This window comes from Leptolyngbya sp. CCY15150, assembly GCF_016888135.1.
GTDB lineage: Bacteria > Cyanobacteriota > Cyanobacteriia > RECH01 > RECH01 > RECH01.
Genome location: NZ_JACSWB010000135.1, coordinates 93,418 through 116,291, shown reverse-complemented (window position 1 = coordinate 116,291; position 22,874 = coordinate 93,418). Strand labels below are relative to the sequence as shown.

Below are 22,874 nucleotides of genomic sequence, written 5' to 3'. Positions count from 1 at the left end.
ACCTACCACTGATCCCGGTGATGACTTTACGACTGCATTCAATATAGGTTCACTCACCAGCAGTCGTTCCTATAGACAGTTTGTCGGTGTGGTCGATTCGACGGATGTTTATCGTTTTTCGTTGAGTGGTAGTCGCACCGTTGGGGCAACCATCAGCGGATTAACCGGACGCGTGCAGCTCTCGCTGTACCGGGATAGTAATAATAATGGTGTTGCCGATTCTTCTGAACGCATCACCTTCTCGTCTGGTAGTTCTAGTCTCGCCCCCTTCTCCATTAATCGCACCCTGGAAGCAGATACCTACTTCTTTGTTGTTGATGCATTCACCAATAACAATACGGCGTACAACCTCAACTTGGGGGTTTAAACCAGACAACGTAAGATAGTTTGAGACTCGTTAGTTGACCGTCTAACCTATCAAGTTGAGCTGGTTTTGACCAGATGATCACAGCCGCCCTTGATCAAGAGCGGCTGTGAACCCAGTCTCCACCGGTGAGCCGAGCTTCAGCGACAACGTTTCCCCCGAGAAAACCAGTCGGTTGTTACTAGACCTTATCGGTCACTAGTTGCCCGATATCCCAATGGATGTAGTAACCATAAGAGCGATCGGTTTCGGGCCAAGACTTGATTATTTTTCCTAATTCCGATGAAGTCTAAAGTCTACTGTAGATGTTGTTGCAAGAACGCGGTAGTGCGCTCCCAGGCTGCTTCAGCCGCTTCCGGATTATAGCGGGTGCCGGATGAGTTGGCGAAGGCGTGGTCGGCATCATCGTAGATGTAAATCTCGGCTTCTTTATCTAGCGCATTGAGCGTGGCCTCAAACGCTTGCACCGTCTCAACGGAAGGATTAGTATCCAAGGCTCCGAAGATTCCCAAAATGGGCATGGTGAGAGGCTCAAGCACCTCTGCATCCGTTTCGAGCTGACCACCGTAGTAGATCACAGCGGCATCCAAATCCTCGGGTAGGATCAGCGCTGTCCTTAGAGACCAGCTTCCCCCAAAACACCAGCCAATACTGCCAATGCTAGGCGCACCTTGTTCCGTCGATAGATATTGAAAAGCTTGGCGAAGATTATCTTCTAGCTGCTCGGGACGCTGAGCCGCATCTTCCACCAGCGATCGCGCCACCTCAGGCGTATCGGCTACACTCCCCAGAAGGTCAACAGCCAGGGCCACATAGCCCTCTCCCGCTAAGCGCTCGGTCATCTGTTCAATATTGTCGTTGAGCCCCCACCATTCATGGATAACAATTAGGCCAGGATGGGGCTGGCTTGTATCTGCAGGGCGAGCCAGATAGCCGGTTACCGGTGTACCCTCTACTGTGGCGTAGGTGACTGACTCCGACACCACCGGCTGGCTAGGTTCTGGGGCGATCGCTAGGGTGGGTACAGGGCGATCGCCTTGATGGACTTGGTAGAGGCGATCGCTTACGGATGCAGTGGCGGGGGCCGGCTGCTCAGGACGCAGCAACGAGAGCCCTACAACGGCAAGGGCCGTTAGGATAATCAAACTGAGGATTTTGCGCATGATTGTTCTTTGAGAAACTACTTAGGGAGTATGGGTTACGCTTTGCTGGCCATCACCAGTTGCCCCGTTGGCAAAGGAGGATCCGTCACGCGATCAATCGTAATCAGCAGTTGATGGGGAGGAGTGACACAGGTGTTGGACGGAGCTGTCCAGTGGGAGGTGCCGGTTGCATCGCTGTTAAACTCTCCACAGTAGACCGGGTCGGCCGATTCATCTGGCACAGACCACAGACGATAAATGCGATCGCCCACTAGCGGCGGCAAGTTGTGAGAAACGAGCACCATTTCAGAACGATCCGGCAGGGTCACCAGGCTACCATAGGTTGGCTCGTCTGGGTCAACACCCTGCAGCGTGTAAATGGTGGTGCTAGGCTGACCCAGGGCTGTCAGAATAATGTCGGCATCTTGTTGCTCCAGCAGCAGGCGATCGCGCTCTGCCCTGACAGCGACTAGCTCCTGCTGTAGGCGATCGCGATCGGCGACCTGCTGCCGCAGACGTAGATTATCACCCCCGAGAAAGAGACCTACACCGAGGGCGATCGCTGCCCACACCCATATGCGCCGAGGCCGCCAAGCGCTACCCGTCGAAGGATCGCCCACCGCCGCCAGCAAACGTTGCTTCACGCGGCGGGACGGTGTTGAAAGCGGGAGAGCGTAGGGCAGCAGCGCCAGAACTTCTTGGTAGGCCTGAAGTTCTTTTTGCACAGCCGGATCCTGATGTAACCACTGCTGCACCAGCTCCACATCCTCCGGCGGAAGTGCGCCTAGGGCATAGTCAGCGATTAAGTCTTGCCAGTTTTCAGGTAGTTCAGAGGGAGCCATAGAACAGAAGAGTTAGAAGTATTGCTGTAATGCCTTGCGAAGTTTCTTGAGTCCCTGACGTGAACGAGTTTTAACGGTCCCGAGGGGAATGCCCAGTTTCTGAGCCACCTCTGACTGGCTATACCCTTGATAATAAGCAATTTCCAGAACCTGTCGTTCTGCATCAGATAACTGATCAAGTGCGTCCCGAGTGATGCGCGATCGCTCGCCCATCGAAACATGATCCAGTGGACTGATCCCGGATGTTTCGCTTTTCATCGCCATTCGCCATCGTTGTAACACTTGGGTACGAGTCCCTTTGGTGCGCAGTCGATCAATCGCTCGCGATCGCACGTAGATCATGAGAAACCGACTGAGTGACCCCCGAGACGGATCATAAATATCACGTTGCCATAATGCTAGAAATGTATCTTGCGTCAAGTCTTCCGACTCACCTACATCTTTCAGCATTCTAAAAGCCAAGCTATACACTAGCTTGGCATAGCGCTCATAGAGCGTATTTAAAGCGTCTACCTGACCCGAGCGAATCGCCTGGATTAAATCTACGTCAGATGGACAATGAATAGATTCAGTCGAAGGGGGAGCGTCCATGGATGTTGAACAATAACGTCGAAGCCTCGCAATCTCAGTCCGATAAGTTGAAAGACTTAAACTTCCCAGATGCTAGCTAAGTCTGGGAAGCCTAAGGTCTTTGATTCATGATCCAGTAGGTTTATGGCGCTCAGAGGAGTTTAGCTGGCGTTGCTGAGCTGGTATGCAGTCCTAAATCTGCCCTCACCCAAGCCCTCTCGGGGAGAGGGAATCAGAGTTCTAGCTTCTTTCTCCCTAAGAAAAAGGGTTGGGGATGAGGGCAGATCACGCATCGATTCAGCAACGCCGTTTAGCTACGCCAAACCTATCCGCTTACCTACATATCGGGGGGGAGGATGACTTGATCGATCACGTGGACAACACCGTTACTAGCTTCGATATCTGCCATAACCACGGAGGCATTGTTCACCATGACACCCGCTTCGCTCACATCAACCATGATAGAACGACCTTCAGCCGTGGGGACAGCACCAGATGTTAAATCTGTTGACATCACGCTGCCAGGTACGACGTGGTAGGTGAGGATGCTCACCAGGATATCCTTGTTTTCGGGTAGGAGTAAAGCTTCTAGGGTGCCGGGAGGCAGTGCAGCAAAGGCTTCATCCGTGGGAGCAAACACGGTGAAGGGCCCTTCTCCCTGCAAGGTGCTCACCAAATCGGCTGCTTCTAGGGCCGCCGTTAGAGTTTGAAACGATTCACTAGATGCAGCAATGTCTACGATGGTCGGTTGACCCATCATGGGTTCCGTTGCTTCATCCATCATGGTGGGTTCAGCCATATCATCCATCATGGTCTCAGCCGCTTCGTAGGCGGTACCAGCCATGAGCGTGTCTGTCACCATGGGTGCAGTGGTGTTTGCTAGGGTGGGCAGGGCGATCGCCACTCCCACAGCACTCGCTCCAGCAATCATCAGGGACTTTAGTAAGGCCATAGTAACGTTCCTCGTTCAACTAAACTGCGTCTACTTCAACAGCAAAAAAAATGTCTGTTGCCGTGAATACAAGATAGAGACTCTAACTGTGAGAAAAATCAAACTTTAGGCTGATTTCTCTCGATTATTGGCGAAAACACGCAGTTTTCACGTGTTTTTGACCAATACAGCACATTGACATCTATCCCACCATGGAAAGCGGCTAACGCGCATCTCTCCACAAGCAGGCGTCTTCTCAGACACCTTCACAAATAGTTACGAAGCAACTCACCAATTGGATTGCATGGTAAGAAAAATTTGGGTCTAGGGAATGGGCTGGTTGAGTTCTCGGCGCAGTTGTTCGGCGGTGGGCAAGGTGCCTTGGAGGTCTTCCGGCAGGGCATCACTGAGCTGGTAGGTAGACACGCCGATGGGTTTGTTGAGACCCTGGAGGGCATATTCAACCACGGTTTTGTCCTTCGATTTACAGAGAATAATGCCGATGGTGGGGGCATCTCGGGGCGATCGCAACTGGTGATCCACGGCAGACACGTAGAAATTCATCTTGCCGGAAAACTCTGGCTCAAATTCCCCCATCTTCAGATCAATCACCACATAGCAATAGAGTTGTACATGGTAGAACAGCAGGTCGATGCGATAGTCCTTGCCGCCCACCTCCATGGCATACTGACTGCCGATGAAGGCAAACCCCACGCCTAGCTCCAAGAGAAAGTCGCGGATGTGATCCGTCAGGGCTCTCTCCAAGTCGCGCTCTTGGCGATCGGCTTCGAGGGTGAGGAAGTCAAAGTTGTAGGGATCTTTGATCAACTGCTGCGCGAGGTCAGACTGGGCCTTGGGTAGAGCAGTTTCAAAATTGGTGATGGCTTCTCCCTGACGTTGATAGAGCTGGCGTTCGATGTGATGCACCAACACATTGCGGCTCCAGCCATGGGCGATCGCTTGTTGGGCATACCACAGCCGTTCTGCTGGATCTTTGACAGCTTCCAACAGACGAATGTTGTGCCCCCAAGGAATTTGTCCAACAACCTGTTGAACAATTGCCTCGTCGGGGTAGGCTTCGGCAAACGCCCGCATGTAGAGCAGGTTTGTGCGGGAAAAGCCCTTCATGTCTGGAAACGCCTGGCGCAAATCTTGCGACAATTGGGTCACCACCTTGGCTCCCCAGCCTTGGGCCTGCTGGCGGCTGAGAATGTCTCGGCCAATCTGCCAATAGAGGGTGATGAGTTCGCAGTTAACCGCTAGGGCAGCCCGCACTTGGGCCGCCTGAATGCGTTGTTTCAGATCCTGGAGAAAATCTTGGTAGGGGCGATCGAGGGAGGGCGCAGTCATCGCAGGTAGATCGGAGGTCGATTGGAGCTAGATCGAATGTACTCTGCTGCATTGTACCTGGATTTCTCGGGTGTAAGTCGGTGGACGCCATGAAATGCAGCTTGGGTGACGGGTTTCGGCTTCGCTCAACCCGCTGCTCGATGCAGCTACACCGGGTTTCGGCTTCGCTCAACCCGCTGCGCGTCAGGAAGCTCAGGGGACGGATTTTGGCGTCACTCAACCCTCTTTGCATCAGGATTTGGGCATGAAGCGACGTCGAAATGCTGGCCAATCGTTATGTCCTCCCACAGCCCCCATCCTGCCAATTGAGAAAGCTTAAACTTGCCTTTATCTCCACCCCGTACACTAGGGGCGGTCTCTCAACAGCTTGCTGCCAGAGGCGTAAAAACTCAGGGTGCAACCACAACGTAATAAGGGAATCGATCCGGCGGATTAGTCAGAGAGGCATGAGTTTACCTAGTTTCAAGTCACCCAAGCCCACCCGCGATCGCCCAGGATCCTGGGTTGATGCCTTAGCTCACACGGCCTTTGCGATCGCCGCTGCCATTCCCACCATGATAGCGATCGCCATCATGGCGACCTTCATCTATCAGAGCTTTTTGTTTTTCCGAGAGGTTTCCCTAGGGAGGTTTCTCACCGATACGAGCTGGACGCCCCTGTTTTCTAACCAGGGCTACGGCATCATTGTTCTGGTGGCCGGTACGGGACTGATTTCAACCATCGCCATGCTGTTTGCCGTTCCCGTGGGTACCCTAGCGGCGATCTATTTAAGTGAGTACGCCAAGGATCCAGCTCGACAAGTGCTGAAATCTGCCCTAGAAACCCTGTCGGGCATTCCCACAATCGTCTTTGGCTACTTTGCCATCTCGTTTGTTACGCCAGCCCTGCAGAGGGTGATACCCAGCCTGTCGGTGTTTAACGCCCTGAGTGCTGGATTGGTGACCGGGGTGTTGATTGTACCGATCATTTCATCCATTGGTGAAGATACGCTGCGCAGCATACCCGCTACCCTTCGACAGGGAGCCTACACCCTAGGGTTTACTAAGCGAGAGGTGATTCAGCACATCATCTTGCCCGCCGCCCTGCCGGGGATTCTTGCCTCCTACACCCTCGCTGCCAGCCGCAGCCTGGGAGAAACGATGATTGCAGCGATCGCTGCCGGACAACGCCCCCACCTCACCCTCAATCCCTTAGTTCCTATTTCCAGCATCACGGCCTATATTATCCAGGTGAGCTTAGGCGATGTACCCTCCGATTCCCTGAGATTTCATACCATTTTTGCGGCGGGCATGGTCTTGTTTTTAATCACCTTATCTCTCAATAGCTTCGGGCGATGGTTGCTGCATCGCTATAAAAAAGGGATGCAGCAACTGCTCATTCCATCAGTAGACATGCTGCAGGGAACGCTTCCCCTAGGGGCGATCGCTCCAGCCATGACCTTGCCGCCAGTGGCATTTCGCGGCAATCTCAACCGGCGGCAATGGCTCGATCGCCTGCTGACGGTTCTAGGATTCTTGTCCGTCATGGTGGGCATCTTGACGCTATTGCTGATGGCTCTTGTAGCTTTTCGCAGTGGGTTTAGCCGACTAAGCTGGGACTTTCTCGTCAACTTTCCATCTCGTCGCCCAGAAGATGCAGGCATCTATGCATCCTTAGTGGGAACAACGTTGCTGATGTTGATGACGGCCATGATGACCATTCCCATTGGTATCTCAGCCGCAATTTACCTAGAGGAATATATCCCCGATCGCCCCCTAAATCGTGCCCTAGACGTCTTGATTGCTAACTTAGCTGCTGTTCCCTCCATCCTCTATGGTCTCCTAGGACTAGCGCTCTTTGTCCGACAGCTTTCTCCAATTACCGGCGGACGCAGTCTGCTCTCTGCAGCGCTGGTGATGTCCATTATTGCCCTGCCCCTAGTCATTATTACTACCCGCAGTGCTCTGCGCTCTGTGCCGAGTCAGCTCCGGCAAGCTGGCTACAGTGTAGGCATGAGCCGACTCCAGGCGCTGTGTCACGTCATCATACCAGCGGCTGCACCAGGTATCATTACGGGAATTATGCTGGCGCTATCCCGCGTTGCCGGAGAAGCCGCTGCCCTCATTGCCATCGGAGCGATCGCCTTTGTCAGTGTTGCTCCATCCTTATCGATTGCCGGACTCCAAGATCCGTTTTCGACCTTGCCCACCCAAATCTTCTTTTGGGCCGCCCGTCCCCAGGATGGCTATCAGGTCAATGCCGCCGCCGCCATTTTAGTCCTAGGCGGATTAGTGTTCCTGCTCAACCTTGCAGCCGTGCTGCTCCGAGATTTCCATAGTCGCTATGTTCGCTAGGAGTTTGTGGATGCCTACTTTATTTTCTTCCATGTCTCAGGCTAGGCCAGACATGGCTATTTTAGAAGCTCAGGACTTAGCGATCGCCTACAGCGGTCAGACCATTTTGCACCAAGTCAATCTCAAGATCTATCCTAAACAAATCACGGGACTCATTGGCCCCTCAGGCTGTGGCAAAAGTAGCCTATTGCGTTGCTTTAATCGACTCCTTGATTTTGTACCCGCTGCTACGATCAAAGGACAGATTCGTCTGGCTGGACAGAATTTGTACGCCATACCCGATACCATTGTGCGTCGCCGAATTGGCATGGTGTTTCAGCAACCCAATCCTTTCCCCAAATCGGTATACGACAATATCGCCCTTGGGCTACGGGTGAATGGCTGTCGGCAAGATATTGACGCTATTGTGGAGCAGGTGTTGCGTCAGGTAGGTCTCTGGCAAGAGGTAAAGGCAGACTTGAATAAAAATGCCATGCTGCTCTCCGGCGGTCAGCAGCAGCGCCTTTGTATTGCCCGCACCATTGCCCTACAGCCAGATATTATCTTAATGGATGAACCCTGCGCCGCCCTTGACCCAGTCTCCGCCGATCGCATCAGTAGCTTACTCATTGAAATGAAGCAGCATTATACGATTGTGATGGTAACCCACGATCTGCGCCAAGCGGCCCGCATTACCGATCGCTTAGCATTCTTCAACGTGATTTCCGAGGGCGATCGCCTTGTAGGACAGTTAGTTGAGTATGATGAAACCCCCAAAATCTTTGGCAGTCCATCCTCGTCTGCGACCTGGAGCTATATCCATTATGGTCATATGTCGCTTTAATCCCACTAGGGCTCAGGAGAAGGAGGGGCGATCGCTTTCATAGCTCTGGCCAACTCTATGGGAAACAGGATAACCGTGTTGGATACATTATTCCCTAAACTATCTAAAGCCTGCAGGGTCTTGAGTTCCAAGGCAATAGGATTTTCCGCCATCAGATTCGCTGCATCGACTAGATTCTGGGCCGCGAGGCGATCGCCCTCAGCTTTGGTAATGGTGGCGCGTTTTTCCCGTTCAGCGGCGGCTTGACGAGACATAACCCGCTTCAAATCTTCTGGTAGCTCGAAATCCTGGAGCTGGATAGAGTCGATATTCAGCCCCCAGGCCTGCACCCGTTCTTCCACAATACTGGCAATCCGCTGTTGAACTTGCTCGCGCTCTGACAATAGTTCATCAAGGGTAGACGCTCCCACCACATCCCGCAGGGCAGCTTGGGTATATTGGGAAATAGCGAAGCGAAAATCTTGAATCGAGGTAATCGCTAAGGCTGGATCCCGCACCATGAAAAATAGGGCACTGTCGATAACAGCAGGTACGTTATCACGGGTAATCGCCTTTTGCTGAGGAATATTGACCACCAAGGTGCGCGTATCCACAAACCGCACATACTCTAAACCTGGAATCGTGTAAAATAAGCCAGGGCCGCGAATAGTCTGAAATTTGCCAAGCCGCAGGATCACACCACGTTCCCACTCTGCCGCCACCCGCACCCCGCCCACTAAACCATTCCATAGGGTACTGGCCAATAACGCTGCTACCAACTGGGGGGCCTTGCGTTCCAAGCGATCCATTTGCACACCTTGAGCGATCGCGATAAACAACAATACCGTGGGAATCCAAAACAAAACGGAGCGAATCGTTCCCCCCAAGGAAACATGCTCAGCCGTTGGAGTAGCATAAACTTTCGGATCAGTCTGGGTCTCGCCAGTCATAGAAGTATGTCCTGAAAGTAATTTAATCCTAGATTTTGCTTGAAACGAGAGAATTAACTATCATTAGTCTATCCTATTAAGCGCTACCCTCTCCCTATCTTAACCCCAATTGACTGATAAATGCTAGTGTCCAGTGCTTGAACTTACAGCTCAACAAACTAAGTCGTCTTTTACTGAATCATTGACCTTCATGACCCCGCCTAGGCGGGTTTTGCCTGCATAGGTGCAGATGCGGCGTTGCAAAATCGAGATATGATTTGCTTTCATCCCCAACCCTTCTCCCTGCGGAGAGGGCTGGGGTGAGGACAGATTTAGGACTTCATACCTGCATTCAGAAACGCCAGCGCGGATGCTAGCTAGCAATCTTGAGCGTGAAGCCCCAAATTCTTATCGCAGAAGGTGAAGCCCTAGAAAAACTCGTCAGATCTACACTAACCTTAGCTACGACGAATAAAACGTCCAATTGCTGAAGCAATCCGCAGGGCAAGTTTTTTTCTATCCACATAGCGATGTGAGTAGACTGGAATTGGAGATGTTGCATGTTGCCAGAATAGTTTATCTGTATAAGAAGGAGATACCCCGCCAAGTGCCTTGGCGATGAGTTTCTTTCTCCATGGTTTGACGATGTTTGCGCCTGCTGCATGGGACATCAGAAAACCTCTAGTGGTAAAATCCATACCTTCTGGCCCTACAGTACTCATAGGATACATGCTAACCATGAGTGCAATGTTTAAGGCGTCTTGGTCATGCAGATTAATGTATGGATAGCGGTGATCTGAGCCACGAGACATGTATGCATCATCATTCCTGAACAAGGTGATCAGGGTTGACCATAGGGAAAGAATAGATGCATGATCCTTGTGGATGCCCACAAATCCGGCGTTATAGTACCGTTCCAATAATCGAAGACAGGGATATCCCTTAGTTTCAATATAGTCTCGCCAAGCTAGGCGAATTGGATGATTAGAGGTGAGGAAATAGGGCCAGGCATCTTCACAAAGAGCAACACCCCGTTGAACCCATCGCTCGTAGAAATCCCACAGGCTACGATTTACAATGTCAGGGTCAAAATAGAACATGGCTTCTGCCTCTGGGCAATAGTCTTTCCAGAGAATCTGCATGAATTCAGGTTTGTAAAAAGAGAAATACGTATCTGCTGTTATATGTATAAATCGCAGACACAGTCCATCGGCAGCCACCAATTCTTGATAGCCTTCACTTTGCTTAGCAGTTGATGCCCAAGGTGGTAAGTTTCCACGATAGCCTACCCATATCGTTCCTCGATATCCTCGTTGATAAAGAGAATTAGCTAGAACTCCCACTCCATAATGGTAGTCTCCTTCAAACAACGTGCAAATAGATGCTTGCATGGTATTGTCCTGATTAATTTAAACCCAAAGCTGGCTAATCAATGCAGTAAGGAATTATGCAGGAACGATGATGGTAGTGTGAAATGCTCATCTCAGCAATCTCACATAGATAAGATACAGGTGTTGCTAACTAACAACAGGACTTAGACTATCGTTTAAATCGTGTTGTTTTGAACTGGGCTCAGCAATTAGCAGCGTCTAGCCTAGCTTGAATCTTGATCAAAACCTGGTTCTTTTTAAGAAAGGATCAAGTCTTGAAGAGAGTTTCAACTAGAACCTAGATGTTTCTCAAGAATTTCTCAAGGTTCAAGCAGTAGAATGCTAAACACTTAGAGCCATGCCTCAATGCAACACATGGGTGCGATCGCTCGCACATCTCTTGATGCTCGCCTACTATATCACCTGGTTAGAATTTTGGATCAACTTTGGGGCGATCGCTCATTCTATCAAATTTGAATCATCACTTTAGGTTGAACAACCACCCTTTGGCCCCCACAGTAGATTAATCCTTGAAAATCTTAAAACTTTTGCAGGACAAGCGTTGCCTGCCTTGTTTACGACGTACAGTATTAGTAATTCTGAGAGCTTAATACTTAGTCTAATCATCGAGAACCCATGGATCTTTTATCAAACACAGTTGCACTCTCTCGGATGCAGTTTGCCCTAACTGCTATCTTTCATATGCTTTGGCCTGTCCTGACGACTGGAATGGCCATCTATCTGGTGATTGTAGAAGGACTATGGCTGAAAACGCGCAATCCTGACTATTACCGCCATGCTCGGTTTTGGTCAAAACTCTACGTTCTCAATTTTGGGATTGGGGTGGCATCAGGGCTGCCCATGGAGTTTCAGTTTGGAACGAACTGGGCACCCTTTTCAGAAGCTGTAGGCGATTTTTTTGGCAGCATCCTAGGTTTTGAAGGTGCTATGGCATTTATGCTAGAAGCTGGGTTTCTAGGCATTATGCTGTTTGGCTGGGGACGGGTTAACCCAGTTATTCACTACCTGGCCACCATTATGGTTGCCTTCGGTGCTAACCTATCGACATTTTGGATTTTGGTGGCCAATTCTTGGCTGCAAAGTCCAGCAGGTGGAGAAATGGTGGACGGTAAGTTTATTGTCAGTGACTACTTCCAAGCGATCGCTAATCCTTTTATGATTAAAAGCGTGTCGCATATGTTTTTTGCCACGCTGGAAACATCGCTGTTTGTCATTGGCGGCATTAGCGCCTGGTATATCCTCAACAATCGCCATCAAGCATTTTTCAGTCAATCCCTAAAGATTGTGTTGGCTGCCGCGATCGCCGTCACGCCCCTCCAGATCTATATCGGTCACCTCAGCGCTGAGCAGGTTGCTCAGTATCAACCGACCAAGCTCGCTGCCATGGAAGCTAAGTGGGATACCAGCCCGGCTGGACAGCCTGCAGATTGGAGTTTACTAGCGTTGCCCGATGAATCAACACAAAGCAACACCTGGGAAATTAGCATTCCCAATGGTTTAGGCTACATTCTAGAATTTAAGAAAAATCTATCTGCGCCAGTTTTGGGATTAAAAGAATGGCCCTCTAGCGATCGCCCTCACATGGTGGGATTGATCTACTACTCATTCCGAATCATGAGCGGTATTGGCTTCTTTTTAGCAGGGCTGATGCTATGGAGTCTGTTGCAGTGGATGCTTGGAAATCTTTCAAGCGAAAAAATTGCTCGCCAAACATGGCTGCTGCGCACTTGGATTTTTGCGGCTCCCTTGGGCTATATTGCTGTTGAGTCGGGCTGGATTGTACGCTGTGTGGGACGGCAACCCTGGACGATGTATGGTCAAATCCGCACGGCCGATGCTGCGTCTCAGCTTCCCGCCGGCAATGTTTTGACATCTCTTACCCTATTTGCTGTTATTTACTCGATTCTGTTTGTTTCAACGCTATACTTTGGCAGTCGAATTATCCGTCAAGGCCCCAACATGGAGTTAACCATTCCTAACCTTGATCCTGCCGTTGCGATCGAAACGGAACCTGCCACATTTGTACCGGATCAACGCCCCATCGAGACTCAACAGTAAGACCTATGGACGCACTCATACATTTTCTACCGCAGGTTTGGTTTGTCATTCTGGCTCTATTTCTCTTCCTCTACGTCATGCTCGATGGATTTGATCTCGGTGTGGGCATTCTGTCCCTCACGAGTTCCGATGAAGAGCGGCGCAGCATTTTAATGACCAGTCTCGGCAATATTTGGGACGCCAATGAAACATGGCTCGTACTGATGGGAGGTGCTTTGTTTGGAGCCTTTCCCTTAGCCTATGGCACAATCCTCAGCGCCCTCTATATTCCCATCTTCATGATGATTTTTGGGCTAATTTTTCGAGCCGTTGCTTTTGAATTTCGAGAACATTCGGATCGAAAATTATTTTGGAATGCTGCTTTTGGAGCAGGAAGTTTCATCGCAGCTCTGGGGCAAGGTTTTTCACTCGGAAGTGTTATTGAAGGAATTGCAGTGGATGAAGCTGGTCACTTTATCGGCTCCACTTGGGATTGGCTAGACTGGCGATCGCTCCTTGTGGCCCTTGCCTTAATCCAGGGCTATGTCTTGATTGGATCTACTTATCTCATCTTAAAAACTGAAGGAGACCTACAAAAAACCCATTTCCGTACTGCGAAGCTAGCCGCCATCACTACCTTAGTGGGAGCTGTACTCATTACGATTACAACCCCCATCGTCTATGAAGCAGCAAGAACCCGATTATTTAGCCCACCCTTAATCTACATTTTTTCCATTATTCCAGTTTTAGGAATCATCCTGGTAGGGCTCTTGCTGCGCAGCCTCAACAAAGAAGAAGAGAATACCCCGTTCGTTTGGACCATCTTGATTTTCTTGCTTACCTTTATTGGCCTAGGCATGATTGTCTTTCCCTATATCATTCCAAATCAGATCACCATCTATCAAGCTGCCGCCGCTCCCAGCGCTCTCGTGTTCATGCTGACCTTCATCGGCGTCCTAATTCCCATCATGTTGTTCTACAATATCTATAACTACGTTGTCTTTCGTGGAAAAGTTGTGGGAGACGTTTATGAAGAGTCGTCATGATATCTGGCATGGTGACTTGTACATGTCATAGTACATGTCATAAATGTACATGAGGGGCATGGGCTGTGGCACCGAGACTCAACCCATGAAGATTCGCGATATTTTGAGCGGTCTGGATGTGCGATCGCCATGATTCAGGATGAGTCACCTTCCCATGAGATACTTTAGCAAGAGGCTCGCACATGAATATGCCCCATTATTATTTCTCGCGAGAAATTTGAAAGCCGCTCATAAATTGTTTTTGCAGCAGGATAAAAACAAGCAGTGGGGGTAGGCTAGCCAGAATTGCCCCTGCCATCAAGGGGCCATAGGCTGTTCCTGTATCACCAGCACTTTGAATGCTGCTGAGTCCCATCTGCACAACCTGCAGGCGATCGCTCCGGATAATTAACACAGGCCAGAGATACATATTCCATACATAAACAAACTGAATCACAGCAAGGGCACCGATTGCGTTCCAGCTCAGGGGCAGAAGAATCCGCCAAAGGAAGATTAAGGGCCCTGCTCCATCGAGTTGAGCTGCTTCTGAGAGTTCAGCCGGTAAGTTGGCAAAGTGTTGGCGAAAGAGAAACGCACCGGTAGCGCTTGCCAGAAAAGGAACCGTGAGGGCATAGAGACTATCACCCCACTGAAAACCACCTGCCACAATACGAAAGAGAGAAATCGTCAGCAATTCTGTGGGCATCATTAGGGTGACCAGAACAAAGCTAAAGACTAGCCACTTGCCGGGAAAGCGAAAGTAAACAAAGGCTAGCCCTGCCAATAGCGACAGGATAGTTTTTCCCACGGTTACGATCGCCGCCTGAATGGTGCTATTCAACATGTAACGACCAAGGTTTCGAGATACCATCGCTACCCAAATATTCTGACCCAGGGAAGAGCCGGGGGTAATTTGAAAGGCAATAACCTCAGCGTTGCTCTGGGTACTCACCAGCATGGCATAGAGCAATGGAATACCTACTAACATACAGGCAAGACAGAGCAGTAAGTGAATGGGCCAGCGTCGAGGCCACCCAGGGAAGCGATCGCCCTTAGCGCGGCGAGATAATTCAGATTTTGACATATTAGGCTCCATAGTTAACCCGGCGGCCACTGGTGCGAAACTGTACAAGGGTGACACCAATGACCATGAGGAATAAGATGATCGACTGGGCTGCTGCTTGTCCTAGATCGCGATCGCTGCGAATACCCACCCGAATAATTTCATAGATAGCAACAGAGGTTGCGCCACTGGGGCCACCCTTGGTTAGATAATCAATGGTGCCATAAACGTCAAAGAAGGTGTAGGTAAGATTGGTGATAATCAGAAAAAAGGTGATCGGAGATAATGCAGGCAAGACAATGACCAGAAAACGCTGCCAGCGGCTGGCTCCATCTAGGGTGGCGGCCTCTAGCAAATCTTTAGGCACGGTCTGCAAGCCCGCGATATAGAATAGAATATTGTATCCTAGCTGCTTCCAGATGCTGGCAAGGATGAGGACAAATCTTGCTAGAAAAGGATCGGTGAACCAGGGCAAGGCGCTAGCATGGAAAACCGTCACTAGAATATGATTCACCACTCCAACAACTGGATTAAACATAATGGCAAAGATCACCCCTGCCACGGCTGGTGAGATCGCGTAAGACCAAATCAACAAGGTACGGTAGATACTAGCGCCCTGAATGGGTTGATAGGCTAAGACCGCGAGTCCTAACGAGATCGCAAGTCCGATCCCAACGGTGAAAACAGCTACCAAGATCGTGTTGAAGAAAATCAGGCGATAATCATCACTCCACAAGCCCATGACCAGGATATAGCCAGAGGCGATCGCTCCTAACCACAACAACCGTTGCCCCAGCCAGTAGAGCCTAGAGTCGGTGAATCCCCGCTGCTGACAGTAGAAAACACCATATCCCAGTAGCGCTGTCATCCCGATAACCACGAGGTCTCGGCTGCTATAGCTAGGATCAATCAGTTCCGTAAAGTTGCGCACACAGACAAACTGAGTGCGGGGTGTGCTGAGACGGGCTAAGCGGGTCGCTAGGCTAAAAGTATCAAGCGCTGGATAGTAGATAAAAATAAGCAGGATCAACAGCGTAGGAGCTAGCAGCAGCAGCGGTACGATCCAATGGGTCTTAAATTGCCCCGGCATGGCTGCCTCTAGTCCCAAGCGATGGGAGCGATCGCCCCCGATGAGCGTCGAAAGCCAGTTGACGAGCCCTAGGGCAATCCCAGCACCCAATAGCACTAAAAACACGCCAAAGCCCCGATCCAAGGGCGATCGCTCTGCTGCAAACGTACAAAATCCTAGGGGCATCATCAAGCTCAGGGAGCCCACCGCCGCCGCGATCGCCCCCACAAATGCCCCCATTCCTGCTGACCGCTGCCGTCGCCGAAATGCGATCGCCATAACCACCGCCCCCAGCGCCGCTGTGAGCATCAGCAACCCTACCACTAAACCACCCATGGCCTTCCTATCTCATGTCTTCCGAGCATCACTTGCCGATCCCCCCAATCTCCCTGACTCAGCGAAACCTTAAGTCTCAAGCGATTCCCCCTTGAGCAAGAGGAACCTTGAGTGCAGTTTTTGCTGAGTCAGGTTAGGAGGGTTTCAGCGTGAGGCAGCCTACTCAGCCTGCAGGGCGTTGTAATCGTCCAACAAGCGGTTGGCCTCTTGGTTAGCAGCGTCCAAAGCCTCATCCACCGACTGCTCCGGCGTCACCAAGAGTTGCTCCGCCGTGCTGGTGACTACATCCCGGATGGCGACAAAGTTACCAGCCAGCACGCCCAAGGTTGCCGGTGTGGTTTCAGACTCAGCTAGTTGATCGCTCGCGACCTTACTATTGGGGTTCTGCTCATACCACCCTTCTTCTTCCAACAGGGCGATCGCTCCATTGGTAATGGGAATATAGCCGGTGATTTTGTGCCACTCGGCAGCATTTTCTGGATTGTTAAACCAGTTCATGAACATCAACGCGCCATCTTCGGTGGCTTGATCCAGACCATCCACCAGCCAGAGCGTGGCCCCGCCAATCACGTTGCCGCTGCGGCCCACATCTTGGTTATAGGGCATGAAGCTAGCCACCACGTCAAAACCGGCCGCCTGCCCAGAGTCGGTAATATCGGTGGTGTCTGAGCTGCTGGTCAGCAAAAATGCCACTTGCTTGGCGATAAAGGCATTGCGGGTGCCATCCCAATCGCGCTGGGAACCCGTATAGACGTAGTAGTTTTGGTCATTCAGAGCCTTCCACCAGGTCATGAAGCTGGTCATGCCGGGACTGTCGAGAAAGACTTGATCAGCGCGACCGCTGCGACCATTGTCTTCGTTGGCCAACAGCTCATTTTGCTGAGCCATGGCCTGCTCCACAATCCAGCTATGGTTGGGCCAGGTGATGCAGTTGCTGGGAGCATCGGGCAAGGCCAGGATTTGGGCACAGGCTGCTTCCACATCTGCCCACGTGGCGGGCGGGGCCTCAATCCCTGCCGCATCTAACATATCCGCATTGCTAAACAGCACCGTGGAGGAGGTATTCCAGGGCATGGATTGAAACTCACCGTCCACGGTGTAGTAGTTGCGCGGCGCACTGACCACGTCTTCCAAGATCACCGGCACGCCGTTGATGTCCTGACGACCCGCGATCGCCCCCGCGACAGATTTCACCAATGGATCACCCGCTGGATTCACCGCATCACGAATTTCTTGAGTTGCCGCCTCAAAAAAATGCATGATGGCCGGAGGATTGCCCTGTTCGGATGCTAAAAGAGCAGAGTCAAACAAGGTTTCATAATCGGGGTAACCATCGATGATCACCTCATAGTCGGGATAGAGTTGATTAAACTCCGCCGCCTTTTCCCGCGCCCAATCCAGGCGATAGTCCGTAAATGCAATCCACATGCGTACGGGAATAGCTGCCCCATCGGTCTGCTCGGCAGCGTCTGTAGACAGATCCTGGGTACCGGCATCCGGTGTTCCGCAGGCTTGCGTCATTAGGGCAACCGCCATCAACATCGCCGCCACCGTCACCCTATCCCGTCTAAACCATCGGTGTGTTCTCATATCTGCCCATTAAAAGATGCTAATTTGTGGGGTGGGATAGTCAAGAGCAGCTCAACCTACAACACATCACCACCCCAAGCATGGTTACCCTGTTGAGATTGGCACTCAATGCTTGCCCACAACATCTTTCCACAGCATCATTAATGTTCGTTTATGCCTACTTTAAGCCTCAGGACTGCTCATCCCATCATGCTATGAAGATCATAGGTAGCTAACGTTGACACATTTAAATATCCTGTTAAATGTCGAGGTGAAAGCAGCAACCTGTCCGAAAGCGATCGCATCCTGCTAAGACCGTCACGGCTGTCCATAGGCGTGAATCGACGCAATACTCATTGAGCTGAAGTTATGTCTAACGTTAGGTTTGAATCGGTTAGTAAGCAGTATGGCAACTCCTTTGCCGTGAAGGAACTGAACTTAGAAATTGCCGATGGAGAATTTTTAGTCCTAGTTGGGCCGTCAGGCTGTGGAAAAACCACATCTCTGCGAATGTTGGCTGGTTTAGAAGACATTAGCCAGGGCAGTCTTTATATTGATGAGCAGCGCATGAACGATGTGCCGGCAAGGGAACGAGATATCGCCATGGTCTTTCAGTCCTATGCGCTCTATCCCCACATGACTGTGTTTGAAAATATGGCCTTTAGCCTGCAACTGCAGAAAGTGCCCAAGGCCGAGATTACTCAACGCATCCACAGCGCTGCTCAACAGTTAGATATTGAACCTCTGCTCGATCGCCGCCCGCGACAGTTATCTGGAGGACAGCGGCAACGGGTGGCGGTAGGACGCGCCATTGTGCGCAATCCGTCGGTATTTTTGATGGATGAACCGTTATCCAATCTGGATGCCAAGCTGCGTGTGCAGGCCCGCACGGAGTTAAGTAAGCTACATCGTCAATTGGGTACCACCTTTGTCTATGTCACCCATGACCAGGTAGAAGCGATGACCCTGGGCTCCCGAATTGCCGTGATGAATCAGGGAATTTTGCAGCAGGTCGGTACCCCTCAAACCCTCTATGACGAACCTCGCAATACGTTTGTAGCTGGATTTATGGGCAGTCCGGCGATGAACTTTCTCAAGGCTCGCTTAGTGGGTGAGGGCGATCACCTAGCGATCGCCACCGATGCGTTTCAGCTTCCCATCCCCACCGATCGCTGCGCCGCCTATGCCCCCTACCGCGATCGCCCGATTCTCTTTGGGGTGCGTCCAGAAAGCCTGCATGTGCCCGACTATGTGCCGCCTGGTATTGTACCGCTGTCGGTGCCCACCACCATCTCCGTCATCGAACGGATGGGCAACGAGATTATCCTTTACCTGACAACACCAGATGGGCAAGATTTAGTTGCACGGGTAGACCCACGCAGCCGCCTACAGATTGGAGAGTCGGTGACGATGGTGATGGATACGCATCGGTTTTACCTATTTGATGCAGAGACAGGCGATCGCCTTTAGGTAGCTCATGCAGGATCTATGGGCGATCGCTTTCTATCTCTGCGTCAGTCCAGTCTGTGGCATGACCCAAATAGGCGTTGCTCAAGGAGGCTATGACATCGGCATGGGAGCAAGCTACTCATCCTCACCCTTCCTTCACCATCAAGGTTGTGGAAGCGTCTCACTCCCGGTTCCTGAGCGCAAATCCTATCGGAGGTCAGCAACGCCTCCGAATAGTTAGCTCCTTGCTTAGACAGTAGCGAAGGGGGATCTAGCGAAGGGAGATCTAAGGATGGTGCAGCTATAAACCGTCAACCAGATTTGATATTCGTCTCCAAGGCCTGTGCAAACGCTATCCCATATAACCTGCCTACATAAACTGCCTGCACAACCTGAAAAACCTCTTTTGAAACCCAGGTTCATCAGTCTCCCAAGCCCCCTGCGCAACTTTTATGTCTATCCACAACGATTTGGCTAGAGGCAAATGGCTGTTTTTACGGACAATCTATCAGCCATTCATCCCTAGTCACTCCCATAACAGGTAGATCTAAATAAACCGTGGTGTATTGCTGCATAGCCGCAACCCACCGTCTCATAAGGCTTCGATGCATGTCACCAACGAGCCTAACCATTCATAGAGCTTTCTGCTGACGATCCCCTGAGTCTCGATGGAGCAAGGACAGTACTCCACCAAAGAGGTCATTGCACCAGATTGTCCAACACTCCAGTCCCATATAGGTCATGCTTAACTCTTAAAACGTCAGGACAACTCCTTCATCTCTCTCTAAATCTCTCCAACTCAATCTCTCCAAGCGAGAGAATAGGGGAAATGAGATGCATGTCTATATCAGCTCTATATCAGCACCAGCGTTCAAGATTACAGCCCTTGCGGAGTCAAAGGTTTAACCCATTTCGATCATGATCCCCATAGGGCGTTCTAGGCAAGTCTGAGCAAGGGCTAGGCAAGATCTTGTCCCAGGATTGTTAAAATTTTCATGTCTTAATCATTCCCAAGGGAAGTTAAATCGTATAAGATAATGATAGGATAGCGCTTAGGCACGTTTAGTTGCGCTCTAGATTCTCCCTGACAGCTCAATGGTTGGCATGAAGTGGGTTAAAAGCAGGGGTTTAGCATTCTAGAAATCTATCGTCATTTTGATTTCACCTTGTTAATTGAGTGCTGAATCCTTGATCTGCCTAGTTGCCAAGATGCGTACTGCATGAGGTTAGTCAAGTTCCCCTAGGCTGACCGTCCCGTGATGGCATGGGTTCATAGAACCCCGCTTGTTTAACCGAGTTATCCAGCACAGGAAGGTTTGTTTTTGTGCTTTATCTGGCAGAACGCGATCGCTTCTCAGCTAATCTTGCTGTAGGGTGGCATCCCATTGCGATCGCTCCAATGCTTGCCCCCAGATGCTTTCCAGACAGGATAGCAAGGGAAACGTTCCTGAACATAACCCGATCATCCATCTCAAACCCTCTTGCAATTTTCAACAGTTAGTTAAAGGACGTTACATGAAACAGTGGCTACGAGAACTTTTTGATCAATACCTGGCAAATGTCGCTGAGCTGACGATCCATGATCGCAGCAAGGCGGAGGCGTGGTCTGGATGGATTAAGGCAAAATGGTCAGAACAAGGGTTCCAAGACATTGCTGCCCAGCAACCCCTCATGGCGGAAGTGCGACAAGCGCTTCAGGATCATCTTGGTTCACGCCACATTGCCCTTGAAACCCTGAAATTTGATGATGAGTCTCGTCTGGAGGCCCCTAGCCGGAATGGGAAGGTGGCATCAGGACAGGCCGCTACCATCGCTCTGCCCAAGACCGAGAAAGTATCGAAGGTCGAGAATGGGGCGATCGCTCAATGGACGTTGACGACTCGCGAAGCCTATGACCTAGCTCGCAGCCGTGGCTATAAAGGCACTAAAAGCCAAATGCAGAAGCGCGTCCGGGAAGCACCCCAGGCGTTTATGGACAAGTACGGTCTGCGCTATCGGCCAGGAGCCGTATCAGGGCGGTATGCCAGAAACTGGAGTGATGGTCGGTCAACCTCGAAGGAGCGATCGCCCCAAGTTCCCCAGAAAGCCCCTAGAAATGTCACCAAGCGCTTAGGACGCCCTCCTAAAAAAGCTGTTGAGACCCAGGTTCAAACCCAGGTTCAAACCCAGACCCCGCCAGCGATCCAGACCCCGTCGGTTTTACCCTTGACCCAAACTGCGCGGGAATTGGGAGAGGCGATGCTCTGGTTTATTCGCGAGGTGGATTACCTCCGTCAGCAAATTCAAGAGCTAGAGGGGCTAGCCGATGCCTACGATCCGGAGCTGAATGCCCACCGAGTTCAGGACTATGAAACGCTGATGGCAGAAAATGCTCGCCTCAAAGCAGAGCATGATGCTTTAGAACAACAGCTAGGTTATATCCATCACGCGGTGAACGCTTCTGCGGAGCAACCTCCTGCCAAAGCCAAAACCACCGCCAAGAAAGGTAAACGCGCTAGTCAACCTGCTGCTGCCGCTGATTCTGGGCTCGATCCCTATGTGGTTCAAGCGCTAGAAGCCGTGATGGCCCATAACAATGCGCCCAAGCGATCCCACGATGAAAAGTGGGTGATCTCCTATCCGGTGATGAAGGAACTGCTCAAACAGGTGGGTGCTTCCACTCAGCCCAAAATCCGGGAAGTCTTTGAGGCTCGTCGTCAAGACATTGATGCCCATCACCAGTCCCACAACTTAAGCAGCCGGCATAATCGCGTCCATGGCGATCGCTCTATCTCAGACATTATCCGTCTGACCTAGCAGCATCTCGTAAAAGCACACTCTGACAGTAACCTTGCTGAGGAGTGTGCTTTTCATCACGTCACACCAACGTCAAACCCTAAGGTGTCGGCGGGAGTTTGGGATAGCAAGTTGCCCAGCCAAGTTGAGCCTAGATGATAGGTTCCCGTTTTCTGCTGGGCGGGTATAGGGCTGCAGTGGCCAAGCGCGATGGCATATCAACTCAAGGTGCGATCGCTGTTCGTAGAAACATAGATCCCATCCAGCCGAGGTTGGTAGATGGATGGGGTCTTGGGCGGAGCTGGGAAGCATAACTTGGCTAGCGTCTCGACTGCTGCCACTTAGACTGCTGCCATCTAGGTTGCTGCCATCTAGATCATAAAGAGGATAGAGGGGTAACCAAGTCTTCAGGCGCAGCATGGTTTGGCGGCTTGGCGAATGGGCTTGGCAAACAAACTGCACCATCATCTGCCGCAGCCAAGGTGCCTCTAACTCCAGACCATGGTATCCCTCTTGCAGCATCCATGGCGTTAGGGTCATGCCTCCTGGATGGGAGCGCGATCGCACCCATTGCTCATGGAGGCAATCGAGAGCCTGGAGGTAGAGCGGGATAGTCTGCCCCTGATCATAGAACAGCTCCGTCAAAGCACAGTAAGGTATATAGCGATCGGCTGTATGTCTACGTCGTTGCCCTACATCCTTAGCAAAATAGATAGAGAGTTGCTCAGCCAAGATACCGGTTGGGCAAGCATACACAATGAACTGGCGCATAATCAGGGATATCAACAACAAACAGCGTCTCTTGACGTCTCTCTCAAACGTCTCCACCCTCTAATCACGGGCTTGGCCCTATTGTCATCGCTCAAGGTTAACGCTGGGTTACCATCCAATTTACCA

At 51.0% G+C, this 22,874-nt stretch carries 18 protein-coding genes; 7 read left to right on the top strand and 11 right to left on the bottom strand.

Going from position 1 to position 22,874, the window contains the following annotated elements; all coding sequences use genetic code 11:
* The coding region (locus tag JUJ53_RS04110) for a pre-peptidase C-terminal domain-containing protein (protein ID WP_343327881.1) at nucleotides 1-367 on the top strand (367 nt) is incomplete at its 5' end.
* 293 nt (nucleotides 368-660) lie between these two features.
* Here the strand turns inward: JUJ53_RS04110 and JUJ53_RS04105 are convergent.
* The 5 genes from JUJ53_RS04105 to JUJ53_RS04085 all read right to left on the bottom strand — a co-directional run bounded on the left by JUJ53_RS04105 (nucleotide 661) and on the right by JUJ53_RS04085 (nucleotide 5,199).
* Nucleotides 661-1,527 (bottom strand): dienelactone hydrolase family protein, encoded by an 867-nt coding sequence (locus JUJ53_RS04105; protein WP_204150706.1) that lies wholly within the window; start codon nucleotides 1,525-1,527, stop codon nucleotides 661-663.
* Between the two features lie 35 nt (nucleotides 1,528-1,562).
* Nucleotides 1,563-2,348, bottom strand: coding sequence for an anti-sigma factor (locus JUJ53_RS04100; protein ID WP_204150705.1), 786 nt, complete (start codon nucleotides 2,346-2,348; stop codon nucleotides 1,563-1,565).
* A gap of 12 nt (nucleotides 2,349-2,360) precedes the next feature.
* Nucleotides 2,361-2,939: a sigma-70 family RNA polymerase sigma factor gene (locus JUJ53_RS04095; protein ID WP_204150704.1), complete on the bottom strand. Its 579-nt coding sequence runs from the start codon at nucleotides 2,937-2,939 to the stop codon at nucleotides 2,361-2,363.
* Between the two features lie 316 nt (nucleotides 2,940-3,255).
* On the bottom strand, nucleotides 3,256-3,870 hold the full coding sequence (locus tag JUJ53_RS04090) for a fasciclin domain-containing protein (RefSeq protein WP_343327880.1): 615 nt from the start codon (nucleotides 3,868-3,870) through the stop codon (nucleotides 3,256-3,258).
* A 303-nt stretch (nucleotides 3,871-4,173) separates the two neighbouring features.
* Complete coding sequence (locus JUJ53_RS04085) at nucleotides 4,174-5,199, bottom strand: PDDEXK nuclease domain-containing protein (protein ID WP_204150703.1); 1,026 nt, start codon at nucleotides 5,197-5,199, stop codon at nucleotides 4,174-4,176.
* A gap of 446 nt (nucleotides 5,200-5,645) precedes the next feature.
* Between JUJ53_RS04085 and pstA the strand changes: the two genes are divergently transcribed.
* Nucleotides 5,646-7,532 (top strand): phosphate ABC transporter permease PstA, encoded by a 1,887-nt coding sequence (pstA, locus tag JUJ53_RS04080; protein ID WP_204150702.1) that lies wholly within the window; start codon nucleotides 5,646-5,648, stop codon nucleotides 7,530-7,532.
* A 10-nt stretch (nucleotides 7,533-7,542) separates the two neighbouring features.
* Nucleotides 7,543-8,355, top strand: coding sequence for a phosphate ABC transporter ATP-binding protein (locus JUJ53_RS04075; RefSeq protein ID WP_204150701.1), 813 nt, complete (start codon nucleotides 7,543-7,545; stop codon nucleotides 8,353-8,355).
* Between the two features lie 5 nt (nucleotides 8,356-8,360).
* Here JUJ53_RS04075 and JUJ53_RS04070 read toward each other — a convergent pair whose 3' ends face one another.
* On the bottom strand, nucleotides 8,361-9,284 hold the full coding sequence (locus JUJ53_RS04070; protein WP_204150700.1) for an SPFH domain-containing protein: 924 nt from the start codon (nucleotides 9,282-9,284) through the stop codon (nucleotides 8,361-8,363).
* Nucleotides 9,285-9,721: 437 nt separating this feature from the next.
* Nucleotides 9,722-10,654, bottom strand: coding sequence for a hypothetical protein (locus tag JUJ53_RS04065; protein ID WP_204150699.1), 933 nt, complete (start codon nucleotides 10,652-10,654; stop codon nucleotides 9,722-9,724).
* 615 nt (nucleotides 10,655-11,269) lie between these two features.
* On the opposite strand from JUJ53_RS04065, the gene JUJ53_RS04060 reads away from it, so the two are divergent.
* Together JUJ53_RS04060 and cydB are read left to right on the top strand one after the other, a co-directional pair.
* On the top strand, nucleotides 11,270-12,712 hold the full coding sequence (locus JUJ53_RS04060) for a cytochrome ubiquinol oxidase subunit I (protein WP_204150698.1): 1,443 nt from the start codon (nucleotides 11,270-11,272) through the stop codon (nucleotides 12,710-12,712).
* Between the two features lie 5 nt (nucleotides 12,713-12,717).
* Nucleotides 12,718-13,737, top strand: coding sequence for a cytochrome d ubiquinol oxidase subunit II (gene cydB, locus JUJ53_RS04055; protein ID WP_204150697.1), 1,020 nt, complete (start codon nucleotides 12,718-12,720; stop codon nucleotides 13,735-13,737).
* 199 nt (nucleotides 13,738-13,936) lie between these two features.
* Here the strand turns inward: cydB and JUJ53_RS04050 are convergent, their stop codons facing one another.
* The 3 genes from JUJ53_RS04050 to JUJ53_RS04040 all read right to left on the bottom strand — a co-directional run bounded on the left by JUJ53_RS04050 (nucleotide 13,937) and on the right by JUJ53_RS04040 (nucleotide 17,774).
* On the bottom strand, nucleotides 13,937-14,800 hold the full coding sequence (locus JUJ53_RS04050) for a carbohydrate ABC transporter permease (protein ID WP_239124760.1): 864 nt from the start codon (nucleotides 14,798-14,800) through the stop codon (nucleotides 13,937-13,939).
* A 1-nt stretch (nucleotide 14,801) separates the two neighbouring features.
* The gene (locus JUJ53_RS24555) at nucleotides 14,802-16,184 is read right to left on the bottom strand and encodes a sugar ABC transporter permease (protein WP_239124759.1); all 1,383 of its coding nucleotides are present in this window, start codon (nucleotides 16,182-16,184) and stop codon (nucleotides 14,802-14,804) included.
* A gap of 159 nt (nucleotides 16,185-16,343) precedes the next feature.
* The gene (locus tag JUJ53_RS04040) at nucleotides 16,344-17,774 is read right to left on the bottom strand and encodes an extracellular solute-binding protein (protein ID WP_204150696.1); all 1,431 of its coding nucleotides are present in this window, start codon (nucleotides 17,772-17,774) and stop codon (nucleotides 16,344-16,346) included.
* Nucleotides 17,775-18,122: 348 nt separating this feature from the next.
* Here JUJ53_RS04040 and JUJ53_RS04035 point away from each other — a divergent pair, with 348 nt between their 5' ends.
* Together JUJ53_RS04035 and JUJ53_RS04030 are read left to right on the top strand one after the other, a co-directional pair.
* Complete coding sequence (locus JUJ53_RS04035) at nucleotides 18,123-19,223, top strand: ABC transporter ATP-binding protein (protein WP_204150695.1); 1,101 nt, start codon at nucleotides 18,123-18,125, stop codon at nucleotides 19,221-19,223.
* Between the two features lie 1,494 nt (nucleotides 19,224-20,717).
* Nucleotides 20,718-21,998: a hypothetical protein gene (locus JUJ53_RS04030; protein WP_204150694.1), complete on the top strand. Its 1,281-nt coding sequence runs from the start codon at nucleotides 20,718-20,720 to the stop codon at nucleotides 21,996-21,998.
* A 72-nt stretch (nucleotides 21,999-22,070) separates the two neighbouring features.
* On the opposite strand, the gene JUJ53_RS04025 is transcribed toward JUJ53_RS04030, so the two are convergent.
* Nucleotides 22,071-22,748, bottom strand: coding sequence for a hypothetical protein (locus JUJ53_RS04025; protein ID WP_204150693.1), 678 nt, complete (start codon nucleotides 22,746-22,748; stop codon nucleotides 22,071-22,073).
* Between the last annotated feature and the right edge of the window lie 126 nt (nucleotides 22,749-22,874).